This is a genomic window from Stenotrophomonas sp. NPDC077659 (assembly GCF_050268705.1).
Taxonomy (GTDB): domain Bacteria; phylum Pseudomonadota; class Gammaproteobacteria; order Xanthomonadales; family Xanthomonadaceae; genus Stenotrophomonas.
The window spans coordinates 21,000-38,291 of sequence record NZ_JBNNHG010000019.1 but is presented as its reverse complement, the minus strand read 5'-3'; the positions used below and the strand labels follow the sequence as shown (position 1 = coordinate 38,291).

At 66.7% G+C, this 17,292-nt stretch carries 19 protein-coding genes; 6 read left to right on the top strand and 13 right to left on the bottom strand.

The genetic code is table 11. The features are described 5' to 3' along the window. Positions 1 to 176: 176 nt before the first annotated feature. The 5 genes from ACQKDV_RS04950 to ACQKDV_RS04930 form a co-directional block, all read right to left on the bottom strand. The gene (locus tag ACQKDV_RS04950; RefSeq protein WP_427782676.1) at positions 177 to 1,715 is read right to left on the bottom strand and encodes a TerC family protein; all 1,539 of its coding nucleotides are present in this window, start codon (positions 1,713 to 1,715) and stop codon (positions 177 to 179) included. A 41-nt stretch (positions 1,716 to 1,756) separates the two neighbouring features. Continuing rightward, positions 1,757 to 1,981, bottom strand: coding sequence for a helix-turn-helix domain-containing protein (locus ACQKDV_RS04945; RefSeq protein ID WP_427782675.1), 225 nt, complete (start codon positions 1,979 to 1,981; stop codon positions 1,757 to 1,759). Next, positions 1,981 to 2,448 (bottom strand): DUF2975 domain-containing protein, encoded by a 468-nt coding sequence (locus ACQKDV_RS04940; protein ID WP_427782678.1) that lies wholly within the window; start codon positions 2,446 to 2,448, stop codon positions 1,981 to 1,983. Before ACQKDV_RS04940 ends, ACQKDV_RS04945 begins: the two co-directional genes overlap by 1 nt. A gap of 275 nt (positions 2,449 to 2,723) precedes the next feature. Then, complete coding sequence (locus ACQKDV_RS04935; protein ID WP_427782674.1) at positions 2,724 to 3,155, bottom strand: pyridoxamine 5'-phosphate oxidase family protein; 432 nt, start codon at positions 3,153 to 3,155, stop codon at positions 2,724 to 2,726. A gap of 78 nt (positions 3,156 to 3,233) precedes the next feature. Further along, on the bottom strand, positions 3,234 to 4,268 hold the full coding sequence (locus ACQKDV_RS04930; RefSeq protein WP_427782673.1) for a LacI family DNA-binding transcriptional regulator: 1,035 nt from the start codon (positions 4,266 to 4,268) through the stop codon (positions 3,234 to 3,236). A gap of 95 nt (positions 4,269 to 4,363) precedes the next feature. Between ACQKDV_RS04930 and ACQKDV_RS04925 the strand changes: the two genes are divergently transcribed. Genes ACQKDV_RS04925 through ACQKDV_RS04905 form a run of 5 tightly spaced genes read left to right on the top strand, consistent with a single transcriptional unit; the run spans position 4,364 to position 9,003 of the window. After that, positions 4,364 to 5,416, top strand: a complete 1,053-nt coding sequence (locus ACQKDV_RS04925) for a sugar phosphate isomerase/epimerase family protein (RefSeq protein ID WP_427782672.1) — start codon at positions 4,364 to 4,366, stop codon at positions 5,414 to 5,416. Between the two features lie 27 nt (positions 5,417 to 5,443). Then, positions 5,444 to 6,661 (top strand): MFS transporter, encoded by a 1,218-nt coding sequence (locus tag ACQKDV_RS04920; RefSeq protein WP_427782671.1) that lies wholly within the window; start codon positions 5,444 to 5,446, stop codon positions 6,659 to 6,661. 11 nt (positions 6,662 to 6,672) lie between these two features. Continuing rightward, on the top strand, positions 6,673 to 7,797 hold the full coding sequence (locus ACQKDV_RS04915; RefSeq protein WP_427782670.1) for a Gfo/Idh/MocA family protein: 1,125 nt from the start codon (positions 6,673 to 6,675) through the stop codon (positions 7,795 to 7,797). Positions 7,798 to 7,816: 19 nt separating this feature from the next. Further along, positions 7,817 to 8,710, top strand: coding sequence for a sugar phosphate isomerase/epimerase family protein (locus tag ACQKDV_RS04910; RefSeq protein ID WP_427782669.1), 894 nt, complete (start codon positions 7,817 to 7,819; stop codon positions 8,708 to 8,710). Beyond that, positions 8,707 to 9,003, top strand: coding sequence for a c-type cytochrome (locus tag ACQKDV_RS04905; protein WP_427782668.1), 297 nt, complete (start codon positions 8,707 to 8,709; stop codon positions 9,001 to 9,003). Before ACQKDV_RS04910 ends, ACQKDV_RS04905 begins: the two co-directional genes overlap by 4 nt. 7 nt (positions 9,004 to 9,010) lie before the next feature. Here ACQKDV_RS04905 and ACQKDV_RS04900 read toward each other — a convergent pair whose 3' ends face one another. The 6 genes from ACQKDV_RS04900 to ACQKDV_RS04875 form a co-directional block, all read right to left on the bottom strand. Further along, entirely contained in the window at positions 9,011 to 9,745 is a 735-nt protein-coding gene (locus ACQKDV_RS04900) for a 3-keto-disaccharide hydrolase (protein WP_427782667.1), read from the bottom strand. Between the two features lie 14 nt (positions 9,746 to 9,759). After that, positions 9,760 to 10,335: a gluconate 2-dehydrogenase subunit 3 family protein gene (locus tag ACQKDV_RS04895; RefSeq protein ID WP_427782666.1), complete on the bottom strand. Its 576-nt coding sequence runs from the start codon at positions 10,333 to 10,335 to the stop codon at positions 9,760 to 9,762. Then, complete coding sequence (locus ACQKDV_RS04890; protein ID WP_427782665.1) at positions 10,335 to 12,020, bottom strand: GMC oxidoreductase; 1,686 nt, start codon at positions 12,018 to 12,020, stop codon at positions 10,335 to 10,337. The genes ACQKDV_RS04895 and ACQKDV_RS04890 overlap by 1 nt, the downstream gene beginning before the upstream one ends. 27 nt (positions 12,021 to 12,047) lie before the next feature. Beyond that, on the bottom strand, positions 12,048 to 12,950 hold the full coding sequence (locus ACQKDV_RS04885; RefSeq protein ID WP_427782664.1) for a hydroxypyruvate isomerase family protein: 903 nt from the start codon (positions 12,948 to 12,950) through the stop codon (positions 12,048 to 12,050). Positions 12,951 to 13,106: 156 nt separating this feature from the next. Continuing rightward, positions 13,107 to 14,132 (bottom strand): AI-2E family transporter, encoded by a 1,026-nt coding sequence (locus ACQKDV_RS04880; protein ID WP_427782663.1) that lies wholly within the window; start codon positions 14,130 to 14,132, stop codon positions 13,107 to 13,109. A gap of 228 nt (positions 14,133 to 14,360) precedes the next feature. Next, a complete protein-coding gene (locus ACQKDV_RS04875) occupies positions 14,361 to 14,948 on the bottom strand; it encodes a single-stranded DNA-binding protein (RefSeq protein ID WP_427782662.1) in 588 nt (195 codons plus the stop codon). Between the two features lie 294 nt (positions 14,949 to 15,242). Here ACQKDV_RS04875 and ACQKDV_RS04870 point away from each other — a divergent pair, with 294 nt between their 5' ends. Further along, on the top strand, positions 15,243 to 16,274 hold the full coding sequence (locus tag ACQKDV_RS04870) for a LacI family DNA-binding transcriptional regulator (protein ID WP_427782661.1): 1,032 nt from the start codon (positions 15,243 to 15,245) through the stop codon (positions 16,272 to 16,274). Positions 16,275 to 16,356: 82 nt separating this feature from the next. Here ACQKDV_RS04870 and ACQKDV_RS04865 read toward each other — a convergent pair whose 3' ends face one another. Then, the gene (locus ACQKDV_RS04865) at positions 16,357 to 16,743 is read right to left on the bottom strand and encodes an SseB family protein (protein WP_427782660.1); all 387 of its coding nucleotides are present in this window, start codon (positions 16,741 to 16,743) and stop codon (positions 16,357 to 16,359) included. Between the two features lie 120 nt (positions 16,744 to 16,863). Further along, complete coding sequence (locus ACQKDV_RS04860) at positions 16,864 to 17,268, bottom strand: hypothetical protein (RefSeq protein ID WP_427782659.1); 405 nt, start codon at positions 17,266 to 17,268, stop codon at positions 16,864 to 16,866. Positions 17,269 to 17,292: the final 24 nt, after the last annotated feature.

Here is a 17,292-nt window from a genome sequence, read left to right as displayed (position 1 = left end):
AGAGCCGAGCCCATGCTCGGCTACACCAACTGTAGAGCCGAGCCCATGCTCGGCTACACCAACTGTAGAGCCGAGCCCATGCTCGGCTGCGGGAAAAACAGCCGAGCATGGGCTCGGCTCTACAGAAGGCAAAATCAGCCGAGCGTGGGCTCGGCTCTACAAGAGGCAGGCGCGCGTTACGGCTGCGCCAGCCTTTGCACGCGCAGGCGGGCAATGCGGCGTTTCTCCATGGCCAGCACCGTGATGCGTACGTCGGCCACGTCCACGGCATCGCCTTCGTCCGGCAGCCGACCCAGCTGGTCCAGCACCAGACCGGAAATAGTCATGTAATCGCTGCTGCGCGGCAGCGACACACCTGCAAGGCGCTGCAGGTCATCCAGGGTCAGCGCGCCGTCGGCTTCCCACTGGTCCTCGCCCTGCGCCACCACGCCATAGCGCTCGTCCTGGGTATCGGCCAGGTCACCGGCAATCGCCGCCAGCAGGTCATTGGCGGTCACCAGGCCTTCCACGCTGCCGTACTCGTCCACGGCCACCGCCAGCGGCACCGGGTGCTGGCGGATCAGTTCCAGCGCCTGCAGCGCACTGGCGCTGGACAGCACGTACTGCGGCGCACGCAGGTTGCTTTCCAGCTGCAGCGGCCGCCCCTGCAGCAGGTCGGCCAGCAGGTCGCGGCTCTGCACCACGCCGCGCAGGCTGTCCAGGTCGCCCTCGCCTACCAGCAGGCGCGTATGCGGCGACGCCACCAGGCGCGCGACCACGTCATCATGGCCACGCGCCAGATCGATCCACTGCACGTCGGCACGCACCGTCATCACGCTCGACACCGGCCGGTCGGCCAGCCCCAGTACGCTGCGGATCATCTCGTGCTCGGCCGGCTGCAGGCGCTCCTCCGCATCACCGTGCTCCTCTTCGCCGGCGTCATCGTGGCCATTGGCCGGGCGTGCACCCAGCATGCGCAGCACCGCATCGGCGGTGCGCTGGCGGAACGGCTGGCGGCGCTCGTTGCGCTCGCGGTTGAAGCGCACCCACTGGTTGAAGGCTTCCACCAGGATCGAGAATGCGATGGCCGCGTACAGATAGCCCTTCGGAATCTTGTAGCCCAGGCCCTCGGCCACCAGGCTGAAGCCGATCATCAGCAGGAAGCCCAGGCAGAGAACGACCACGGTGGGATGCTTGTTGACGAAGCGGGTCAGCGGCTTGCTGGCCAGCAGCATCAGCACCATGGCGATGGTCACCGCGGCGTACATCACGCCCAGGTTGTCGACCATGCCGACGGCGGTGATCACCGAATCCAGCGAGAACACCGCGTCGAGCACCACGATCTGTGCCACCACCATCGCGAAGCTGGCGTAGACCTTCTTGCCGTTTTCGTGGTGTTCGCGGCCTTCCAGCCGCTCATGCAGTTCCATGGTGCCCTTGAACAGCAGGAACAGGCCACCGCCCAGCAGGATCAGGTCGCGCCCGGAGAAGCTGTGATCAAACAGCGTCAGCAGCGGCTCGGTCAGTTTCATGATCCAGGCCAGCGCGGCCAACAGCACCAGGCGCATCAGCAGGGCCAGGCTCAGGCCGATCACCCGCGCGCGGTCACGCTGGTGCGGCGGCAGCTTGTCGGCCAGGATCGCGATGAACACCAGATTGTCGATGCCCAGCACGATCTCAAGCACGATCAGGGTCGCAAGGCCCATCCAGATCGAGGGGTCAGCCAACCATTCCATTTCGGGTCCGTTTGTTCATGAGGTAAGGGGAGAAAAGAGGTTCAGTCATCATCCTGCGCGTGCAGCGGGTCGTGCCCGAGCAGGTCGCCCGGCGTGCACTGCAGCTCGCGGCAGATCGCATCCAGAGTGGAAAAACGGATGGCGCGTGCCTTGCCGGTCTTGAGGATGGACAGGTTGGCCAGGGTGATGTCGATGCGCCCGGCCAGCTCGGACAGGGTCATGCCCCGTTCCTGCAGCATGCGGTCGAGTGTGATGACGATCGCCATCAGATGACACCGTCGAGGTCATCACGCATCGCAGCGCCCACCGCGAACACGCGGGCCAGCACGAACAGCATCAGCACCGCGACCAGGCCGGTGATGGACATCCCGCCGCCGACCTCCATCCAGGCGAAATCCGGCCCCATCCAGGACGCGTACACACCGATGATGATCGACAGCACTTCCATCGCCAGCATCAGCCAGGCCATGCGCTGCAGGCGCTGTGCATTGGCATGGGTGAACGGGCGGGCGCCGGCCGCCGAGCGCAGCAGCCGCGCCAGATGCCGCAGGAACACCAGGCACAGCACCAGCAGGGCAACGATGCTGCCCAGGCCGATGCAGAAATGCAGGAACAGATCGCTGCCGTGGACGGCGGCGGCGTGCGCGTCATGCACGCTGTCCAGCAGCCAGCGACGGTCGTAGGCCACCAAGGGCACGGCCAGCAGCGCGGCCAGGATGCCCAGCCAGCACATCGCCCGTACAGCCTGCACGGTGGTCTGGGCCAGGGTGAACAAGCCTCGCGCGGGTTCGGCGCGGGCGGGACGAGCGGTCAAGCAGCCTCCGGTGTGGGGCAGCCTTGCCGCCCGGGATGGATTTATCGATAAACGATATACCACATCCGGGCGCGGTGGATGAATCGCGCCGCGGGCAAAAAATGAGGCGCTGGAACGGGGGCGCTGGAACGAGGGCGCAGGTCGCGGTATCGCTGGGTCATGCCGGTCTCGCTCACCGGCCCCCTGCACTGCGCCTAGACGACGATTTCACCCTCGTCTTCGCCGTCCCAGTAATGAAGTCGATCTGCACGGACGTGTATCAGTACCAGCCCCGGCGTATCCACGCCCTGCTCGAACCAGCGTTCCAGGTCCTTGACCCAGTGCTGGGCCAGCACACCGCGTTCGCGGATGATCGCGCCCCGGCCTTTGACATGGACGAACAGCGGCGGCTTGCCCAGCAATGACTTGCTGCCGGTGAAGCCCAGCGCGACGTTCGGATCGGCTTCGATCTGGCGCACCATGTCGGTGCTCTGCAGGGCGAAGAACCAACTGTCACCGTCGTAGTCGACGTCGCCGTTGTTGCTCATCGGCCGGCCATCAATGCCGCCAGCGGCGTGGGTCTGCAGCATCGCGAAATCGATGCCGGCCATCTTCTTTGCAAGTTCGGGCAGGGTGAGCGTGGTCATGTGCGGCGTCCAGGTGGAAGAGCGCCCAGCGTCCGCCGCAGGCAGTGACCCTGCTGTGCAGTGGTACTGCCGCGGCCTTCACACTCGCCGGGCAACGCTCGGCACTACCGCTTGATGAGGCGCAGCCGTCGACCCGCGCAGCATCAGGCTGAAATCCAGTGTCTGCTGCAGCGGGACATCCACCCGCTCGATGATGGCCAGCAACAGAGTGACCGCGCGGGCACCGATGTCGCGCATGGGCTGGCGGATGGTCGTCAACGGCGGTGTCAGGAAGCGGGATGAGGCGAGATCATCAAAGCCGACGATGGACAGTTCCTGCGGCACGCCGATGCCCAGGTCGCGGCAGGCCGCCAGCGCACCCAGTGCCATCTGGTCGCTGAAACAGAACACGGCGGTCGGTGGCTGCGGGCCAGACAGCAGTGCCGTTGCGGCAGCGTGGCCCGATTCCAGCGAGAAATCACCCGGCACGACGCGCAGGCTGCGCAGCCGGCCGCGCGCTTTGCCCGCACTGCGCACCCCTTCCAGCCGTTGCTGGTGCAGCGGATTGTCCGGCGGCCCGCCGACCACGGCGATGCGCTCGTGGCCCAGCCCATACAGGTGCTCCATCACCGCGCGTGCGGCCGCAACGTTGTCGATGTGCACACTGGGAATGCCCAGCGCTGGATCGAATTCGCAGCCGTTGACCACCGGCGCGGCCGCGCCCAGCGCGCGCACGATCTCGCGCGCGGTGGGCGGCAGCCGATGCCCCAGCACGATCAGGCCATCGGCCTCGTTGCGCCGGAGCATCTGCGCGTAGCGTTCCTCACGGTCGGGCTGGTGCTGGGTGTCGCCCAGCAGCACGGCGTAGCCGGCCGCCTGCGCGGCCTCTTCGGCGCCCTGCAGGATCTGCGCGAAGAACGGGTTGGCGATGTCCGGCACCGTCACCAGGATCTTGCCACTGCGCTGGGTCTTCAGCGTTCTGGCCACCGTGTTGGGCACATAGCCCAGCGTGGCGGCCGCCTGCTCGATGCGCGCGCGCGTGGCCGGCAGCACTTTGTCCGGCCGTGACAAGGCCCGCGACACCGTGCCGGCGGAGACGCCCACGTGCCTGGCGATGTCGTAGATGGTTGCCATGTTCTCAGCTCGTCTGTGCGCTGTGCACTGCACAACGGGTCTGCGGAAAGCCCATGCTAGGGTAATGCAATCGATTGCATGCGAGGTGAATCACCTTGAAAACGCTCAAGGGTCCAGCGCTGTTCCTGGCGCAGTTCATCGGCGACAAAGCTCCTTTTGATCGACTGGACACGCTGGCCGGATGGGCTGCGGGTCTGGGCTATTCTGGCCTACAAATTCCCACCACTGCGCCCCACCTGTTCGATCTGGCCGAGGCCGCGCGCAGCCAGACCTACTGCGACGACGTGGCCGGCATGCTGGCCGGGCATGGCCTGCAGATCACCGAACTGTCGACCCACCTGCAGGGCCAGCTGGTCGCGGTCCACCCCGCCTATGACAGCCTGTTTGACGGATTCGCCCCGGTGGACGTGCGTGGCAGGCCCGACGCCCGCCAGGCCTGGGCGGTGGATCAGCTGATGCTGGCGGCGCAGGCCAGCCAGCGGCTGGGGCTGACCGCACATGCCACGTTCTCCGGTGCGCTGGCCTGGCCGTATCTGTATCCCTGGCCGCAGCGCCCGCCGGGCCTGGTGGAGGAAGCCTTCGCCGAACTGGGCCGCCGCTGGCGGCCGATCCTGGATGCATTCGATGCCTGCGGCGTGGACCTGTGTTTCGAGATCCACCCCGGCGAAGACCTGCACGACGGCGCGACCTTCGAACGCTTCCTCGAGGTGGTCGACCAGCATCCGCGCGCGAAGATCCTGTACGACCCCAGCCACCTGCTGCTGCAGCAGATGGACTACCTGGGCTTCATCGACCGCTACCACCCGCGCATCGGCATCTTCCACGTCAAGGATGCGGAGTACCACGCCAGTGCCCGCAGCGGCGTGTATGGCGGCTACCAGGACTGGATCGACCGCCCGGGCCGGTTCCGCTCGCCCGGTGATGGCCAGGTCGATTTCAAGGCGATCTTCTCGAAGTTCGCGCAGTACGACTTCCCCGGCTGGGCGGTGCTGGAATGGGAGTGCTGCCTGAAGCACCCCGAGGACGGCGCACGGGAGGGCGCTGCCTTCATCCGCGACCACATCATCCGGGTGACCGGGCGCGCCTTCGACGACTTCGCCGACAGCGGCACCGACGCTGCATCACTGCACCGCATGCTGGGCATCTGAGTTGACACCGCCCCGGGAGGGCAAGCCATGACGCACGCCATGTCGCGCTTGGGCGCGATGATGTTTCTGCAGTTCTTCATCTGGGGAGCGTGGTTCGTGACCCTCGGCACCTACCTGGTGCAGGGCCCGCTGCAGGCCAGCGCCAGCCAGGTGGCCACGGCCTTCCTCAGCCAGTCCATCGGTGCGATCGTCGCGCCTTTCCTGGTCGGCCTGATCGCCGACCGCTACTTTGCCGCGCAACGCATTCTCGCGGTACTGCACCTGGCCGGGGCGGTGCTGCTGTGGCTGGCGTCCACGGCCACCAGCTTCAGCGCGTTTTCCGCCTGCGTCATGGGCTACATGCTGCTGTTCATGCCGACCCTGGCGCTGGCCAACAGCGTGGCGATGCGACACATGCAGTCGCCCGAGAAACAGTTCCCGCTGGTGCGCGTGGCCGGCAGCATCGGCTGGATCATCGCCGGCGTGCTGATCGGCTGGCTGGGCTGGGAACAGGCACACCAGCTTGAACTGACCTTCCAGATGGCCGCGCTGGCATCGCTGCTGCTGGGCCTGTATGCCTTCACCCTGCCGCACACGCCGCCTCTGGCCAAGCAGCGCGACGCCGGCCTGGGTCAGATCCTTGGCCTGGATTCGCTGCGCCTGCTGAAGTCGCGCGCCTATCTGGTGTTCTTCCTGGCGTCCATCGCCATCTGCATCCCGCTGTCGTTCTACTACAACTTCACCAACCCGTACCTCAACGACCTGGGCGTGCGCGGCGCGGCCGGCCTGCAGTCGCTGGGCCAGGTGTCCGAAGTACTGCTGATGCTGGCCATGCCGTTCCTGTTCGTGCGGCTGGGGGTGAAAACCATGCTGGCCGTGGGCATGGCCGCGTGGGTGGTGCGCTATTCCCTGTTCGCCTTCGGCGATGCCGGCGGCGGCTTCTCCCTGCTGGTCATCGGCATCGTGCTGCACGGCATCTGCTACGACTTCTTCTTCGTCACCGGGCAGATCTACACCGATGCACACGCGGGCCCTGACGCACGCAGCAGCGCGCAGGGCTTCATCACCCTGGCCACCTACGGCGTGGGCATGCTGATCGGCACCTTCCTGTCCGGTGCGGTGGTCGAGCACTACACCACCGCTGCAGGGCCGGACTGGCAGCAGATCTGGCTGTTCCCGGCGGGCGTCGCGCTGGTGGTGCTGGTCGCCTTCCTGCTGCTGTTCCGCGACCGCCCGGCTGCCGCGACTGCCGCCACCACACGTTGAGGACAGCGCCGATGCCCAAGCTTGCAATCGCCATCGTCGGCACCGGTATGATCGCGGCGGTGCACCGCCGCGCGGCACTACTGGCCGGTGCCGAGGTCCGCGGCGTGGCCGCGTCTTCACCGCAGCGCGCGCGGGAGGTGGCGCAGGCCTGGAACGTGCCGCAGGCCTATCCCGATATCGAAGCGCTGATCGCCGATCCGCAGGTCCAGGTCGTGCACGTGTGCACACCCAACCACCTGCATCGGCCGATGGCGCAGGCCGCGCTGGAAGCGGGCAAGCACGTGATCTGCGAAAAGCCGCTGGCCACCACGCTGGAAGATGCGACGTCATTGGCGGCGCTGGCGGCATCGCGCGGGCTGATCGCCACGGTGCCCTTCGTCTACCGTTACCACCCGGTGGTCCGCGAGGCCCGCGCACGCATCGCCGATGGCGAGCTGGGACCCCTGCATCTCATCCACGGCAGCTACCTGCAGGACTGGCTGCTGGATCCTGCCAGCAACAACTGGCGCGTTGACCCGACGCTCGGCGGCACCTCACGCGTGTTCGCCGATATCGGCTCGCACTGGTGCGACCTGGTGGAATGGGTCAGCGGTGAGCGCTTCACCGAGGTCAGCGCGGCGTTCGCCACGGTGATCGCCCAGCGCGGTGCGCAAGGCGCACAGAGTTTCAGCACACCGGCAGCCGGCGGCGCGATGCAGGCAGTGTCCAGCGAGGACGTCGCAGCGGCGATGTTCCGCACCGGCGCAGGCACGCTGGCCTCGCTGACCGTCAGCCAGGTCTCGGCCGGGCGCCACAACCGCCTGTGGTTCGAGATCGATGGCGCCAAGGCCAGCGTGGCCTTCAACCAGGAAGATCCCGAGCGCCTGTGGATCGGCCGGCCCGACCAGCGTGAGGAAACCTTCGTGCGTGGGCCCGGTGCCGGCAGTGCCGAACAACGCCGGTTGTCGGCCCTGCCGCCAGGCCATGCACAGGGCTACGCGCAGTGCTTCGAGGCGTTCGTCGCTGATACCTATCGCGCCATCGACGGTGCGACGCCGCAGGGCCTGCCCACCTTTGAAGACGGCGTGCGCTCGGCGCTCATTGTCGACCGCGTCATTGCATCGGCCAGGTCGCGCGCCTGGACCACCCTCAAATGAACCCAGGGAGGATCTACGGATGAAGGCACCAACACGCAGGATCGCCAGCCTCGCACTGCTGCTGTTCGCCACCCTGCCCGCCTTCGCTGCGGACACGGGCGATGCGGGCAAGCCCATCGCGGTGCAGATGTACACGCTGCGCAACGCCGGCACGCTCGACCAGCAATTGAAGATCGTCCACGACGCGGGCGTGCGCGCGGTGGAAACGGTGGGCACGCAGAACGTCAGCGCGGCCGAGCTCAAGCAGCTGCTCGACAAGTACGGGATCAAGGCGATTTCCTCGCACACCGCACTGGCCGATCTGCGCAATGACCTCGATGGCGCGGTGGCCTTCAACCGTGCCATCGGCAATACCACGCTGGTGGTGCCCTACCTGGACAGCAAGGACCGGCCAACCGATGCGGCCGGCTGGGCGGCGTTGGGCAAGGAACTGGGGCGCATCGCCGAACGCGTGCGCGCCAAGGGCATGCGCCTGGCCTACCACAACCACGATTTCGAACTGGTCGACTTCAATGGGCGTACGGGACTGGAACTGCTGTTCGATGCGGCAGGGCCCGGCCTGCAGACCGAACTGGACCTGGCCTGGGTGGCCCGCTCCGGCCACGACCCGGCGGTGATGCTGGGCAAGTTCCGCGGCCGCGTGTTTGCGGTGCATGCCAAGGACAATGCACCCAAAGGCCAGGCCGAGGACGAAGGCGGCTTCGCTGCCGTCGGCCAGGGCGTGCTCGACTGGAACGCGATCCTGCCGTCCGCCGCCGCTGCCGGCGTGCAGTGGTACATCGTCGAGCACGACCAACCGCGTGATCCGGCCAAGGTCATCCAGACCGGCGCCGACTACCTGCGCCAGCACCTGACCGCCGCCCCGCCCGCCCGCCCGCGCACCGCGCTAGCCCGCAAAAGGAGCCCTGCTTGAAAACTTTCCTGACCCTGGCCCTGAGCCTGTGCGCGGCAACGCATGCGTTGCCGGCATGGAGCAAGGAAGATCCTGTTGCCGGCGCCAAGCTGTACGCAGCGAACTGCGTGGCCTGCCATGGTGCTGACCGTGCGGGCATGCCCGGCGCGTTCCCCGCGCTCACCGACATCGGCAAACGCCTGCCGCCTGCGCAGATCAAGGAAAAGATCAGCAAGGGCGGCGGCCTGATGCCGCCCTTCTCCCAGCTGTCACCGCAGGAGATCGATGACCTCGCCAGCTACCTGGCGAAGTAGGCGCGCGTTACAGCTCGCGCACCCAGATGTTGCGGTAGCTGACCTTCGATGCGTGTTCCTGCAGATACAGCGGCGCGCATCCATGGGACGAGTACGACGGTGCACCGATGTACTCGGTCTTTCCTGCCAGTACGGTGTCGTCCTGCACCAGCACACCGTTGTGCAGCACGGTGATGCGGGCCGGCGAAGTCAGCCCGCCGCCGGCCGAGAAGCGCGGCGCTTTCCAGATGATGTCGTACGCCTGCCACTGGCCCGGCGCGCGCGCGGCGTTCACCCGCGGCATGGCCTGCTTGTAGATCGAACCGGCCTGGCCGTTGGCGTAGGTCGGGTTGCGGTAGCTGTCGAGCACCTGCAGCTCATACAGCTCCTGCAGGAAGATGCCGCTGTTGCCGCGGTTCTGGCCATCGAAGCCCTTCGTGTCGGTGGGCGTGCGCCACTCGACATGCAGCTGGATATCGCAGAAGCGCTGGCGGGTGCGGATGCCCTTGCTGCCGGGAACCACGGTCATCGCACCGTCGGCCACCGTCCACGGCACGCGCCCGCCCTGTTCTGCCTCCCAGGCCGACACGTCCCTGCCATCGAACAACACGATGGCGTCTGACGGTGCTGCGCCCGGGGGCGTGGCGACGTCAGCCACGGGCGCCCAGACCTCGGTCTTTGCAGGATCACGCTCGGGGTCGGCCTGTGCGAACGCCGGCATCACCGCCAGCGCTCCCATCGCCATCATCAGAAATCGGGTCATCGTTTGGTGCTCCATCAGCTGGTGGCCCAGGCCGGCGTACCGGGCGTGTAGGCCATGTCGCCGTCGTAGCGGCCGGGCACGGCGACGTATTTCAGCACTTCCGTGGCGCCTGGCTTCGAGGTGAACAAGCCGAAGATGGCCAGCTGCTTGATCATCGTGAATGGATGCAGCATCGCCTTCGAGCCCTCAGCGGTGCCGGTCTCGCTCACCTCCACCGCACGCTTGCGGGCCTGGGCGTCCAGCGTACGCAGCAGCTGGGTCCGCGCTTCCTGCGTCAGCGCAACGAAGTGGCCGCCCGCACGTTTGTCGATGTCCGCCAGGCCGGCACGGAACGTCGCCTGCTGCTGGGCGGTGTAGCAGTCGCTGACGAACCGCGCCATGAAGGCGCCAGTGGCCGCATCCTTCGCGCCGGGGGTGCGGGTCCGCGGCAGGATGGTCTCGGCGATCTCATCGAGCGTGGCGACCTCGGCTTCGGAAAAGCCGGCGCTTGGCGTCGCGGCCGGCAGCTTGGCACTGGCCAGCGCAGGCAGGCCGACCATCGCCGCACCGGTGGCGGCGACAATCATCTTCAGCAGTTCACGGCGGTCCATCACAGGTTCCCCGCTTTCAGTTCGCGCACGGCGTGGTCGGCGGCCCGCGCGGTCAGCGCCATGTAGGTCAGCGATGGATTCACGCAGGCACTGGAGGTCATGCAGGCACCGTCGGTGACATACACGTTGGGCGCGTCCCAGACCTGGTTGTTGGCGTTGAGGACCGAGGTCTTCCGGTCACGGCCCATGCGTGCGGTGCCCATTTCATGGATGCCCTTGCCCGGCGCGTAGTCGTTGTCGTGCGTCTCCACGTCCTTGACGCCGGCGGCTTCCAGCATCTCGGCCGCATCGGCGGCCATGTCCTTGCGCATCGCTTTTTCGTTCTCGCGCATGGCCACGTCCATGGCCAGCACCGGCAAGCCCCACTTGTCCCTGCGTTCGTGGTCCAGGCGGATCGTATTGTCGTGGTGCGGCAGCATCTCGCCAAAGCCGGTCATGCCGATGCGCCAGTCGCCGGGCTGGCTCAGCGCTTCCTTCAGATCGGCACCGATGTTGAGCTCGGCGATCTCGCGCGACCAGCCGTTGCGGCTGGCACCGCCCTGGTAACCGAAGCCGCGCAGGTAGCCGCGCTTGTCTGTGGCCACGTTGCGGAAGCGCGGGATATAGAAACCGCAGGGGCGACGGCCGAAGTAGTACTTGTCATCGTAGCCCTCGACCCGCCCCGATGCGCCCGCCCCGAAGTGATGGTCCATCACGTTGTGCCCGAGCTCGCCGGACGAGGAGCCCAGCCCGCCTTCCCAGACATCGGTGGCCGAGTTCATCAGCAGCCAGGTCGAATTGAACGACGATGCATTGAGGAAGATGACCTTGGCCGTGTACTGGTAGGTCTGGCCGGTCTCGGCGTCGAGGACTTCCACCCCGCGCGCACGCTTGCGGTCCTTGTCGTAGAGCACTTCCTTGACGATCGAGAACGGCCGCAGGGTCAGATTGCCGGTCTTCATTGCGGCGGGCAGCGTGGCCGCCTGCGTGGAAAAATAGGCACCGAAGGGGCAGCCGAGGATGCACTTGTTGCGGTATTGGCAATTGACCCGGCCCTGCTCGGGCATCGGCTTGGTGATGTTGGCGGTACGCGAGTGGATCATGTGGCGGGTACCACCAAAGGCCTTCCTGATCCGTGCAGCCACGTCCTTCTCGACGATGTTCAGCGGGATGGGCGGCAGGAACTCGCCATCAGGCAGCACGTCCAGCCCTTCGCGCGTGCCGGCGATGCCGGCGAACTTTTCCACGTGGTCGTACCACGGTGCGATGTCGGCATAGCGGATCGGCCAATCGGTGGCGATGCCGTCCTTGAGATTGGCTTCGAAATCCAGATCGGAGAAGCGATAGCTCTGCCGTCCCCACATCAGCGAACGGCCACCGACGTGGTAACCGCGGAACCAGTCAAAACGCTTCGTTTCGATGTAGGGCGAGTCCTGTTCGTCGGCCCACATGCCTTCCAGGTTCTCGGCCAGCGCGTAGTCGCGCATCAGCACCGGGAAGGCCGCCTTCATCGCCTGGGTCGGCCGGTTGCGATGCGGGAAGTCCCATGGCTCCTTCATCGCACTGACGTAGTCCTTCACGTGCTCGATGTTGCGCCCGCGTTCCAGCATCAGAACCTTCAGACCTTTTTCGGTCAGTTCCTTCGCCGCCCAACCGCCACTGATTCCCGAGCCAACAACGATGGCGTCGTAATGATTATCTGCCATGGGTCCATCACCTGGGTGGATATCGTTTCAGACGTCGCAGAGACGGATCGCCTCGCGCAATGAGCCAACGGGATCGGGCGCTGCAGGCATGAACTCCTGCGCCAGATACCCATCGAAACCGGTGCCGCGGATCGCGCGGCAGATGGCCGGATAGTTCAGTTCCTGCTGGTCGCCGATCTCGTGCCGGCCCGGCACGCCAGCGGTGTGGTAGTGCTTGAAGCACGCGTGGTGCCGACCGATGGTGGCGATGATGTCGCCCTCCATGATCTGCATGTGGTAGATGTCGTAGAGCAGGCCGAAGTTGTCCGAGCCGAGGCGCTGGCACAGTTCCACGCCCCAGGCTGAGTGGTCGCAGAGGTAATCGGCGTGGTCGACCTTGGAATTCAGCAGCTCCATTACCAGCACCACGCCGCGCTTTTCGGCATGGCCCAGGATGCGCTTGAGCCCGGCTTCGGCATTGGCCAGGCCCTGCTGCGGGTCCATGCCGTTGCGGTTGCCGGAGAAACAGATCAGGTTGCGATACCCCGCATCGGCCACCAGGTCGATGTGCCGTGTGTAGCGCGCCACCAGTTCGTCGTGGAAGTCGCTGCCCGCGAAGCCCTTGGTCAGGCCCAGCTCGGCACCGTTGCACATCGCGCTGTAGATGCCATGGGCCTTCAACGTGGGCCAGTCTTCCGGGCCAACCAGGTCGATTGCGTCAAAGCCAATCCCCTTGACCGTCTGGCACAACTGGCCGACCGACAGCTGTGGGAACGTCCAACGGGCGACAGACTGCTTCAGCCTGCCCTTGAGCGGTGCGGTTGCGGCGGTGGCGGGAAATGCACCGGCAGCGGCCAGGCCAAGACCCAATCCGCCCGCAAGCGCGGTGCGCAGCGCGTCGCGCCGGCTGAAGCCCGGCACCGGCACCGGTTCGACTGAATGGATGGACATCCACTTGCCGGCCTCCCAACCGGTACATACGCTGAAGAATCACCGCAATGCAATCGATTGCACCATAAGGGAGGAATTATTTTTTTTGCAAGACGCGGTGCACGAAAATCCATGCTGCGCGGCACAACCGTCGCCGCGCTCCGCGGCGGTCAGCGCTCAGATCCAGCCCTGGTCGACCAGCTCGCGCTTGAGGTAGGCATAGAACACCGGCGCGGCCACCAGCCCGGCCAGGCCGAACGCTGCTTCCATCACCAGCATGGCCAGCAGCAGTTCCCACGCCCGCGCCTGGATCTCACCGCCGACGATGCGCGCGTTGAGGAAGTACTCCAGCTTGTGGATGACGATCAGGTACAGCAGCGCCGCCACCGCCACGTAGAACGACACCGACAGCGCCACGATGGTGATGATGGTGTTGGAAATGATGTTGCCCACCACCGGCAGCAGGCCGGCCAAGAAGGTGATCAGCACCAGCGTCTTCGACAGCGGCAGGTGCACGCCGCACAGCGGCAGCACGCCCAGCAGGAACACGGCGGTGAACAGCGTATTGAGCAGGGAGATCTTCACCTGGGCGAACACCACCTGGCGGAAGGCAACCGCCAGGCGGGTGGTACGGCCGATCAGCTCCTGCGCCAGCGGCCCCATGTGCGGCAGTGGCAGCTCGTCGTACAGCGCGATCATCGCGCCCAGCACCATGCCGATGAGGATGCGTACGCCCACCTGCACCACCGAGGTGCCGGCCACGCCCAGCTGCCGCTGGTGTTCGGCGGCCCATTCGTTCAGCGCCTCGCGCAGCCGGGTCAGGTCTTCGGGAATGTACGGCTGCAGCAGCGCCGGCACCTGGTGGCGCGAAGTGTTGAGGATGTCCATCAGCCGCGCCAGCAGGACGTCGGGGCCACCGGTCTCGTTGCGGAAGAACGACGCCACGCCGATACCGGCCAGCACCAGCACGCCGATGATGACCGCCGACAGCACGATGACCGCCACTGCACGCGCGCGGCCCGGCGGCAGCTTGCCTTCCACGCTGTTGGCCAGCACATGGGTCAGCTGGAACACCAGCAGGCCCGACAGCAGGGTGACCACCAGGCCCAGCTTCAGCGCCAGCCACATGCCCAGCAGCATCAGCAGCCAGGCGGCGATGCGGGCGGCGGGCGGCTTGGGCAGGGTGAGGCTGGGTGCGGTCATGGCAGGGCTTCCACAGGGGTGGCCCATGGTAGTGGATCGGCATGGCGGTTCCGGGGCGGAACGGGCGGTTTGTTCAGGCGCTTCATCGGCATCGTTTCCCGATCCGCCTACCCTGCTGGCACCCGGCGCCGAAGCGAGGGGGCGTCGGTACAGCAGGGTCCAATAAAAAACCCCGGCAGGCGCAGGGCCTTGCCGGGGTTTGCGTGCTGGCTGCCGCCAGACCGTCAATCAGAACGGAATATCGTCGTCAGCGAAGTCGTCCATCGGCGGGGCCTGCTGCGGCTGCGGGCGCTGGTTGCCACCCTGGTTGCCATACCCGCCGCCCTGGTTGCCACCGCCCTGGTTGCCGTAACCACCGCCCTGGCCGCCACGCTGGCCGCCGCCACCGCCGCCACCGCCGTACTCCTGGCGCGGGGCCTGCTGGCGCTGCGGACGGTCGCCGCCGTAGTTGGCACCACCACCACCGCCGCCACCGCCATCACCGCGGCCGCCCAGCATCTGCATTTCGTCGGCGATGATGTCGGTGGAGTACTTCTCCACGCCATCCTGGCCGGTGTACTTGTCGTAGCGCAGGCTGCCTTCGACGTAGACCGAACTGCCCTTGCGCAGGTATTCGCCAGCGATTTCGCCGAGCTTGCCGAAGAACACCACGCGGTGCCATTCGGTGCGTTCCTGCTGGTTGCCGTCCTTGTCCTTGCGGACGCTGGTGGTGGCCAGGCTGATGCGGGTGATCGCCATGCCGCCCTGGGTGTACTTCACGTCCGGGTCGTTGCCGAGGTTGCCGACCAGGATGACTTTGTTGATGCCACGCGCCATAGGTGTGTTCGTCCGTTGTACAGGGGCAGGCCGCCAGTGATAGCACGTCCTCCAGACGGGAGGCAGTGGCCGGGGCGGCCCCCGTTGAATTTGGGGGAATGCAGGAATGCGCCATCTTATCATCGCCGCCGCCGCGCGCCCGGTCAGGAAAGCCCCCGACGACGGCCGGAAAGTGGCCCCATCCCCCGCCGGGCCTTGCGCTGCGTCGGCTGCCGCCCCGCTCCATAGGACATAGGCGGGGCCAGCGCCGGCCACCCGTGGCATCATCGCCGGGTCTGCCCGCACTTCTTCGACATGACCATCAAAGGCAAAGCCACGTCCCTGGACATCGCCCACCTGGCCGGGGTCTCCCAGCCCACGGTGTCGCGTGCCCTGCGCGGCAGCCCGATGGTCAACGCCGAAACCCGCGAGCGCATCCTGCGCATCGCCCGCGAGCTGAACTACAAGGTCGACAAGAACGCCTCCAGCCTGCGCCTGCGCAACGCCGGCACCCTGGCCCTGCTGTTCTTCGAAGACCCGACCAACGACGATTCGCTGATCAACCCGTTCTTCCACTCGATGCTGGGCTCGATCACCCGCGCCTGCGCGCTGCACGGACAGGACCTGCTGGTGTCCTTCCAGCAGCTGTCCACCGACTGGCAGGCCGACTACGAAGACAGCAACAAAGCCGACGGCATCATCCTGCTCGGCTATGGCGACTACCACCAGTCGCGCGACCGCCTGCAGCGGCTGGTCGAACAGGGCACGCATTTCGTCCGTTGGGGCGCGGCCCTGCCCGGCCAGCCGGGCGTGTCGATCGGCAGCGACAACTTCCAGGGTGGGCATGACATCACCACCCACCTGCTGCAGCAGGGCTGCCGCCGCATCGCCTTTCTTGGCCACGCGTCCAGCCATTACCCGGAATTCGAGGAACGCTACCGCGGCCACGTCGAAGCATTGCACACGCATGGCCTGGCCGCCGACCCGGCGCTGCAGCACGATGCCATCACCACCGAGGCGTCCGGGCAGGAGGCCTGCCAGGCACTGCTGGCGCGCGGCGAACGCATCGATGCGATCTGCGCCGCCAGCGACCTGATCGCCATCGGCGCGATGCGGGCACTGCGGGAAGCGGGCCTGCGGGTGCCGCAGGATGTGGCGGTCACCGGCTTCGACGATATTCCGCTGGCGGCCTCGGTGTCGCCGGCGCTGACCACGGTGCAGCAGGACACCAAGCAGGCCGGGCAGCTGCTGGTGGAGAAGCTGCTGGCGCTGATCGGCCGGCAGCCGGTGGAGAGCCTGAGCATTCCGGTGAAGCTGGTCGTGCGGGAGTCGTCGCAGCGAATGTAGAGCCGAGCCTATGCTCGGCTGCCGTGGCTTCAATGGAAACGGCAGTCGAGCATGGCTCGACTCTACAGAAGCCAGTCGCACATCAGCCCTGCGCGAAATCCTTCAGGATCTCGCCCACCCCGCTGGCGGAAATATCGAAGCCCAGTGTGGTGCCGGGGTTGACCACCACGCCGTAGCCACCTGGCACGCGGCGCAGCACGTCCAGCATCAGCCAGCGGATCTGGTGCGGGACCTGCTGGCTGTGGATGCCCACCCGCGCCGGATCGGTGAACACCGCCACGTGCAGGGTGCCCTGCTTGTCGAACAGCAACGGGTCGAAACCGCTGCCATCGGGGGTGACCAGGCTGCCGGTCAGCAGCACCACCTCGGACGCGACGAAGGCCTCCATGAAGGCGCGGATCGGCACTGCGCCGTCCATCGCGGCCTTCAGCAGGGTCTCGATCGGGGTCTGCGGGGCAAGGTCGGTCATGGCGGTACGGCGGGTTTCGGGGGCCCTATTGTGCCGGATGCGGTCCCGCCCGGTAGTGCCGGCCGCTGGCCGGCATGCCAAGGATCCGGGTTGCCGGCCAGCGGCCGGCACTACCGGGCTTCAGCCAGGCATGGCCTGGCTCTGCGGCACGGCGGACGTCCGCCAGAAACCGTGTACCAGGGCGGCCAGCAGCATGCCCACGGCCCACGCCAGCAGCACGCTGGCACCTGCGTACAGCGCGTCCATCATTTTCAGGGCGACGACCAGCGCGAGCATGGCCGATACCAGCAGGGTCGCCACATCGGCGCCGCGCACCAGGGTCAGGCGCAGGCCCAGCAGGGTGAGCGGCAGCGCTACCAGGCTGGCGCCAAGGCCGAACACCACCACGGCATCCCACAGATGCACGTTGAAGGTGCGTGGCATGGCGATGGCGGCAGTACGGGCCAACCACGGGAAGGTCACTGCAGCGATCAGGGCACCGGTGGCCACACCACCGCCCATCGAAACCAGCAGACGTCGCATCATTCAGCCCATCCTTGTCGTAGTGGC

What these genes read in the sequence shown, in the direction of transcription:
- ACQKDV_RS04950 (WP_427782676.1), bottom strand. Translation starts at nt 1,715, where the DNA reads ATGGAATGGTTGGCTGACCCCTCGATCTGGATGGGCCTTGCGACCCTG.
- ACQKDV_RS04945 (WP_427782675.1), bottom strand. Translation starts at nt 1,981, where the DNA reads ATGGCGATCGTCATCACACTCGACCGCATGCTGCAGGAACGGGGCATG.
- ACQKDV_RS04940 (WP_427782678.1), bottom strand. Translation starts at nt 2,448, where the DNA reads ATGTGCTGGCTGGGCATCCTGGCCGCGCTGCTGGCCGTGCCCTTGGTG.
- ACQKDV_RS04935 (WP_427782674.1), bottom strand. Translation starts at nt 3,155, where the DNA reads ATGACCACGCTCACCCTGCCCGAACTTGCAAAGAAGATGGCCGGCATC.
- ACQKDV_RS04930 (WP_427782673.1), bottom strand. Translation starts at nt 4,268, where the DNA reads ATGGCAACCATCTACGACATCGCCAGGCACGTGGGCGTCTCCGCCGGC.
- ACQKDV_RS04920 (WP_427782671.1), top strand. Translation starts at nt 5,444, where the DNA reads ATGACGCACGCCATGTCGCGCTTGGGCGCGATGATGTTTCTGCAGTTC.
- ACQKDV_RS04915 (WP_427782670.1), top strand. Translation starts at nt 6,673, where the DNA reads ATGCCCAAGCTTGCAATCGCCATCGTCGGCACCGGTATGATCGCGGCG.
- ACQKDV_RS04910 (WP_427782669.1), top strand. Translation starts at nt 7,817, where the DNA reads ATGAAGGCACCAACACGCAGGATCGCCAGCCTCGCACTGCTGCTGTTC.
- ACQKDV_RS04900 (WP_427782667.1), bottom strand. Translation starts at nt 9,745, where the DNA reads ATGACCCGATTTCTGATGATGGCGATGGGAGCGCTGGCGGTGATGCCG.
- ACQKDV_RS04895 (WP_427782666.1), bottom strand. Translation starts at nt 10,335, where the DNA reads ATGGACCGCCGTGAACTGCTGAAGATGATTGTCGCCGCCACCGGTGCG.
- ACQKDV_RS04890 (WP_427782665.1), bottom strand. Translation starts at nt 12,020, where the DNA reads ATGGCAGATAATCATTACGACGCCATCGTTGTTGGCTCGGGAATCAGT.
- ACQKDV_RS04885 (WP_427782664.1), bottom strand. Translation starts at nt 12,950, where the DNA reads ATGTCCATCCATTCAGTCGAACCGGTGCCGGTGCCGGGCTTCAGCCGG.
- ACQKDV_RS04880 (WP_427782663.1), bottom strand. Translation starts at nt 14,132, where the DNA reads ATGACCGCACCCAGCCTCACCCTGCCCAAGCCGCCCGCCGCCCGCATC.
- ACQKDV_RS04875 (WP_427782662.1), bottom strand. Translation starts at nt 14,948, where the DNA reads ATGGCGCGTGGCATCAACAAAGTCATCCTGGTCGGCAACCTCGGCAAC.
- ACQKDV_RS04870 (WP_427782661.1), top strand. Translation starts at nt 15,243, where the DNA reads ATGACCATCAAAGGCAAAGCCACGTCCCTGGACATCGCCCACCTGGCC.
- ACQKDV_RS04865 (WP_427782660.1), bottom strand. Translation starts at nt 16,743, where the DNA reads ATGACCGACCTTGCCCCGCAGACCCCGATCGAGACCCTGCTGAAGGCC.
- ACQKDV_RS04860 (WP_427782659.1), bottom strand. Translation starts at nt 17,268, where the DNA reads ATGATGCGACGTCTGCTGGTTTCGATGGGCGGTGGTGTGGCCACCGGT.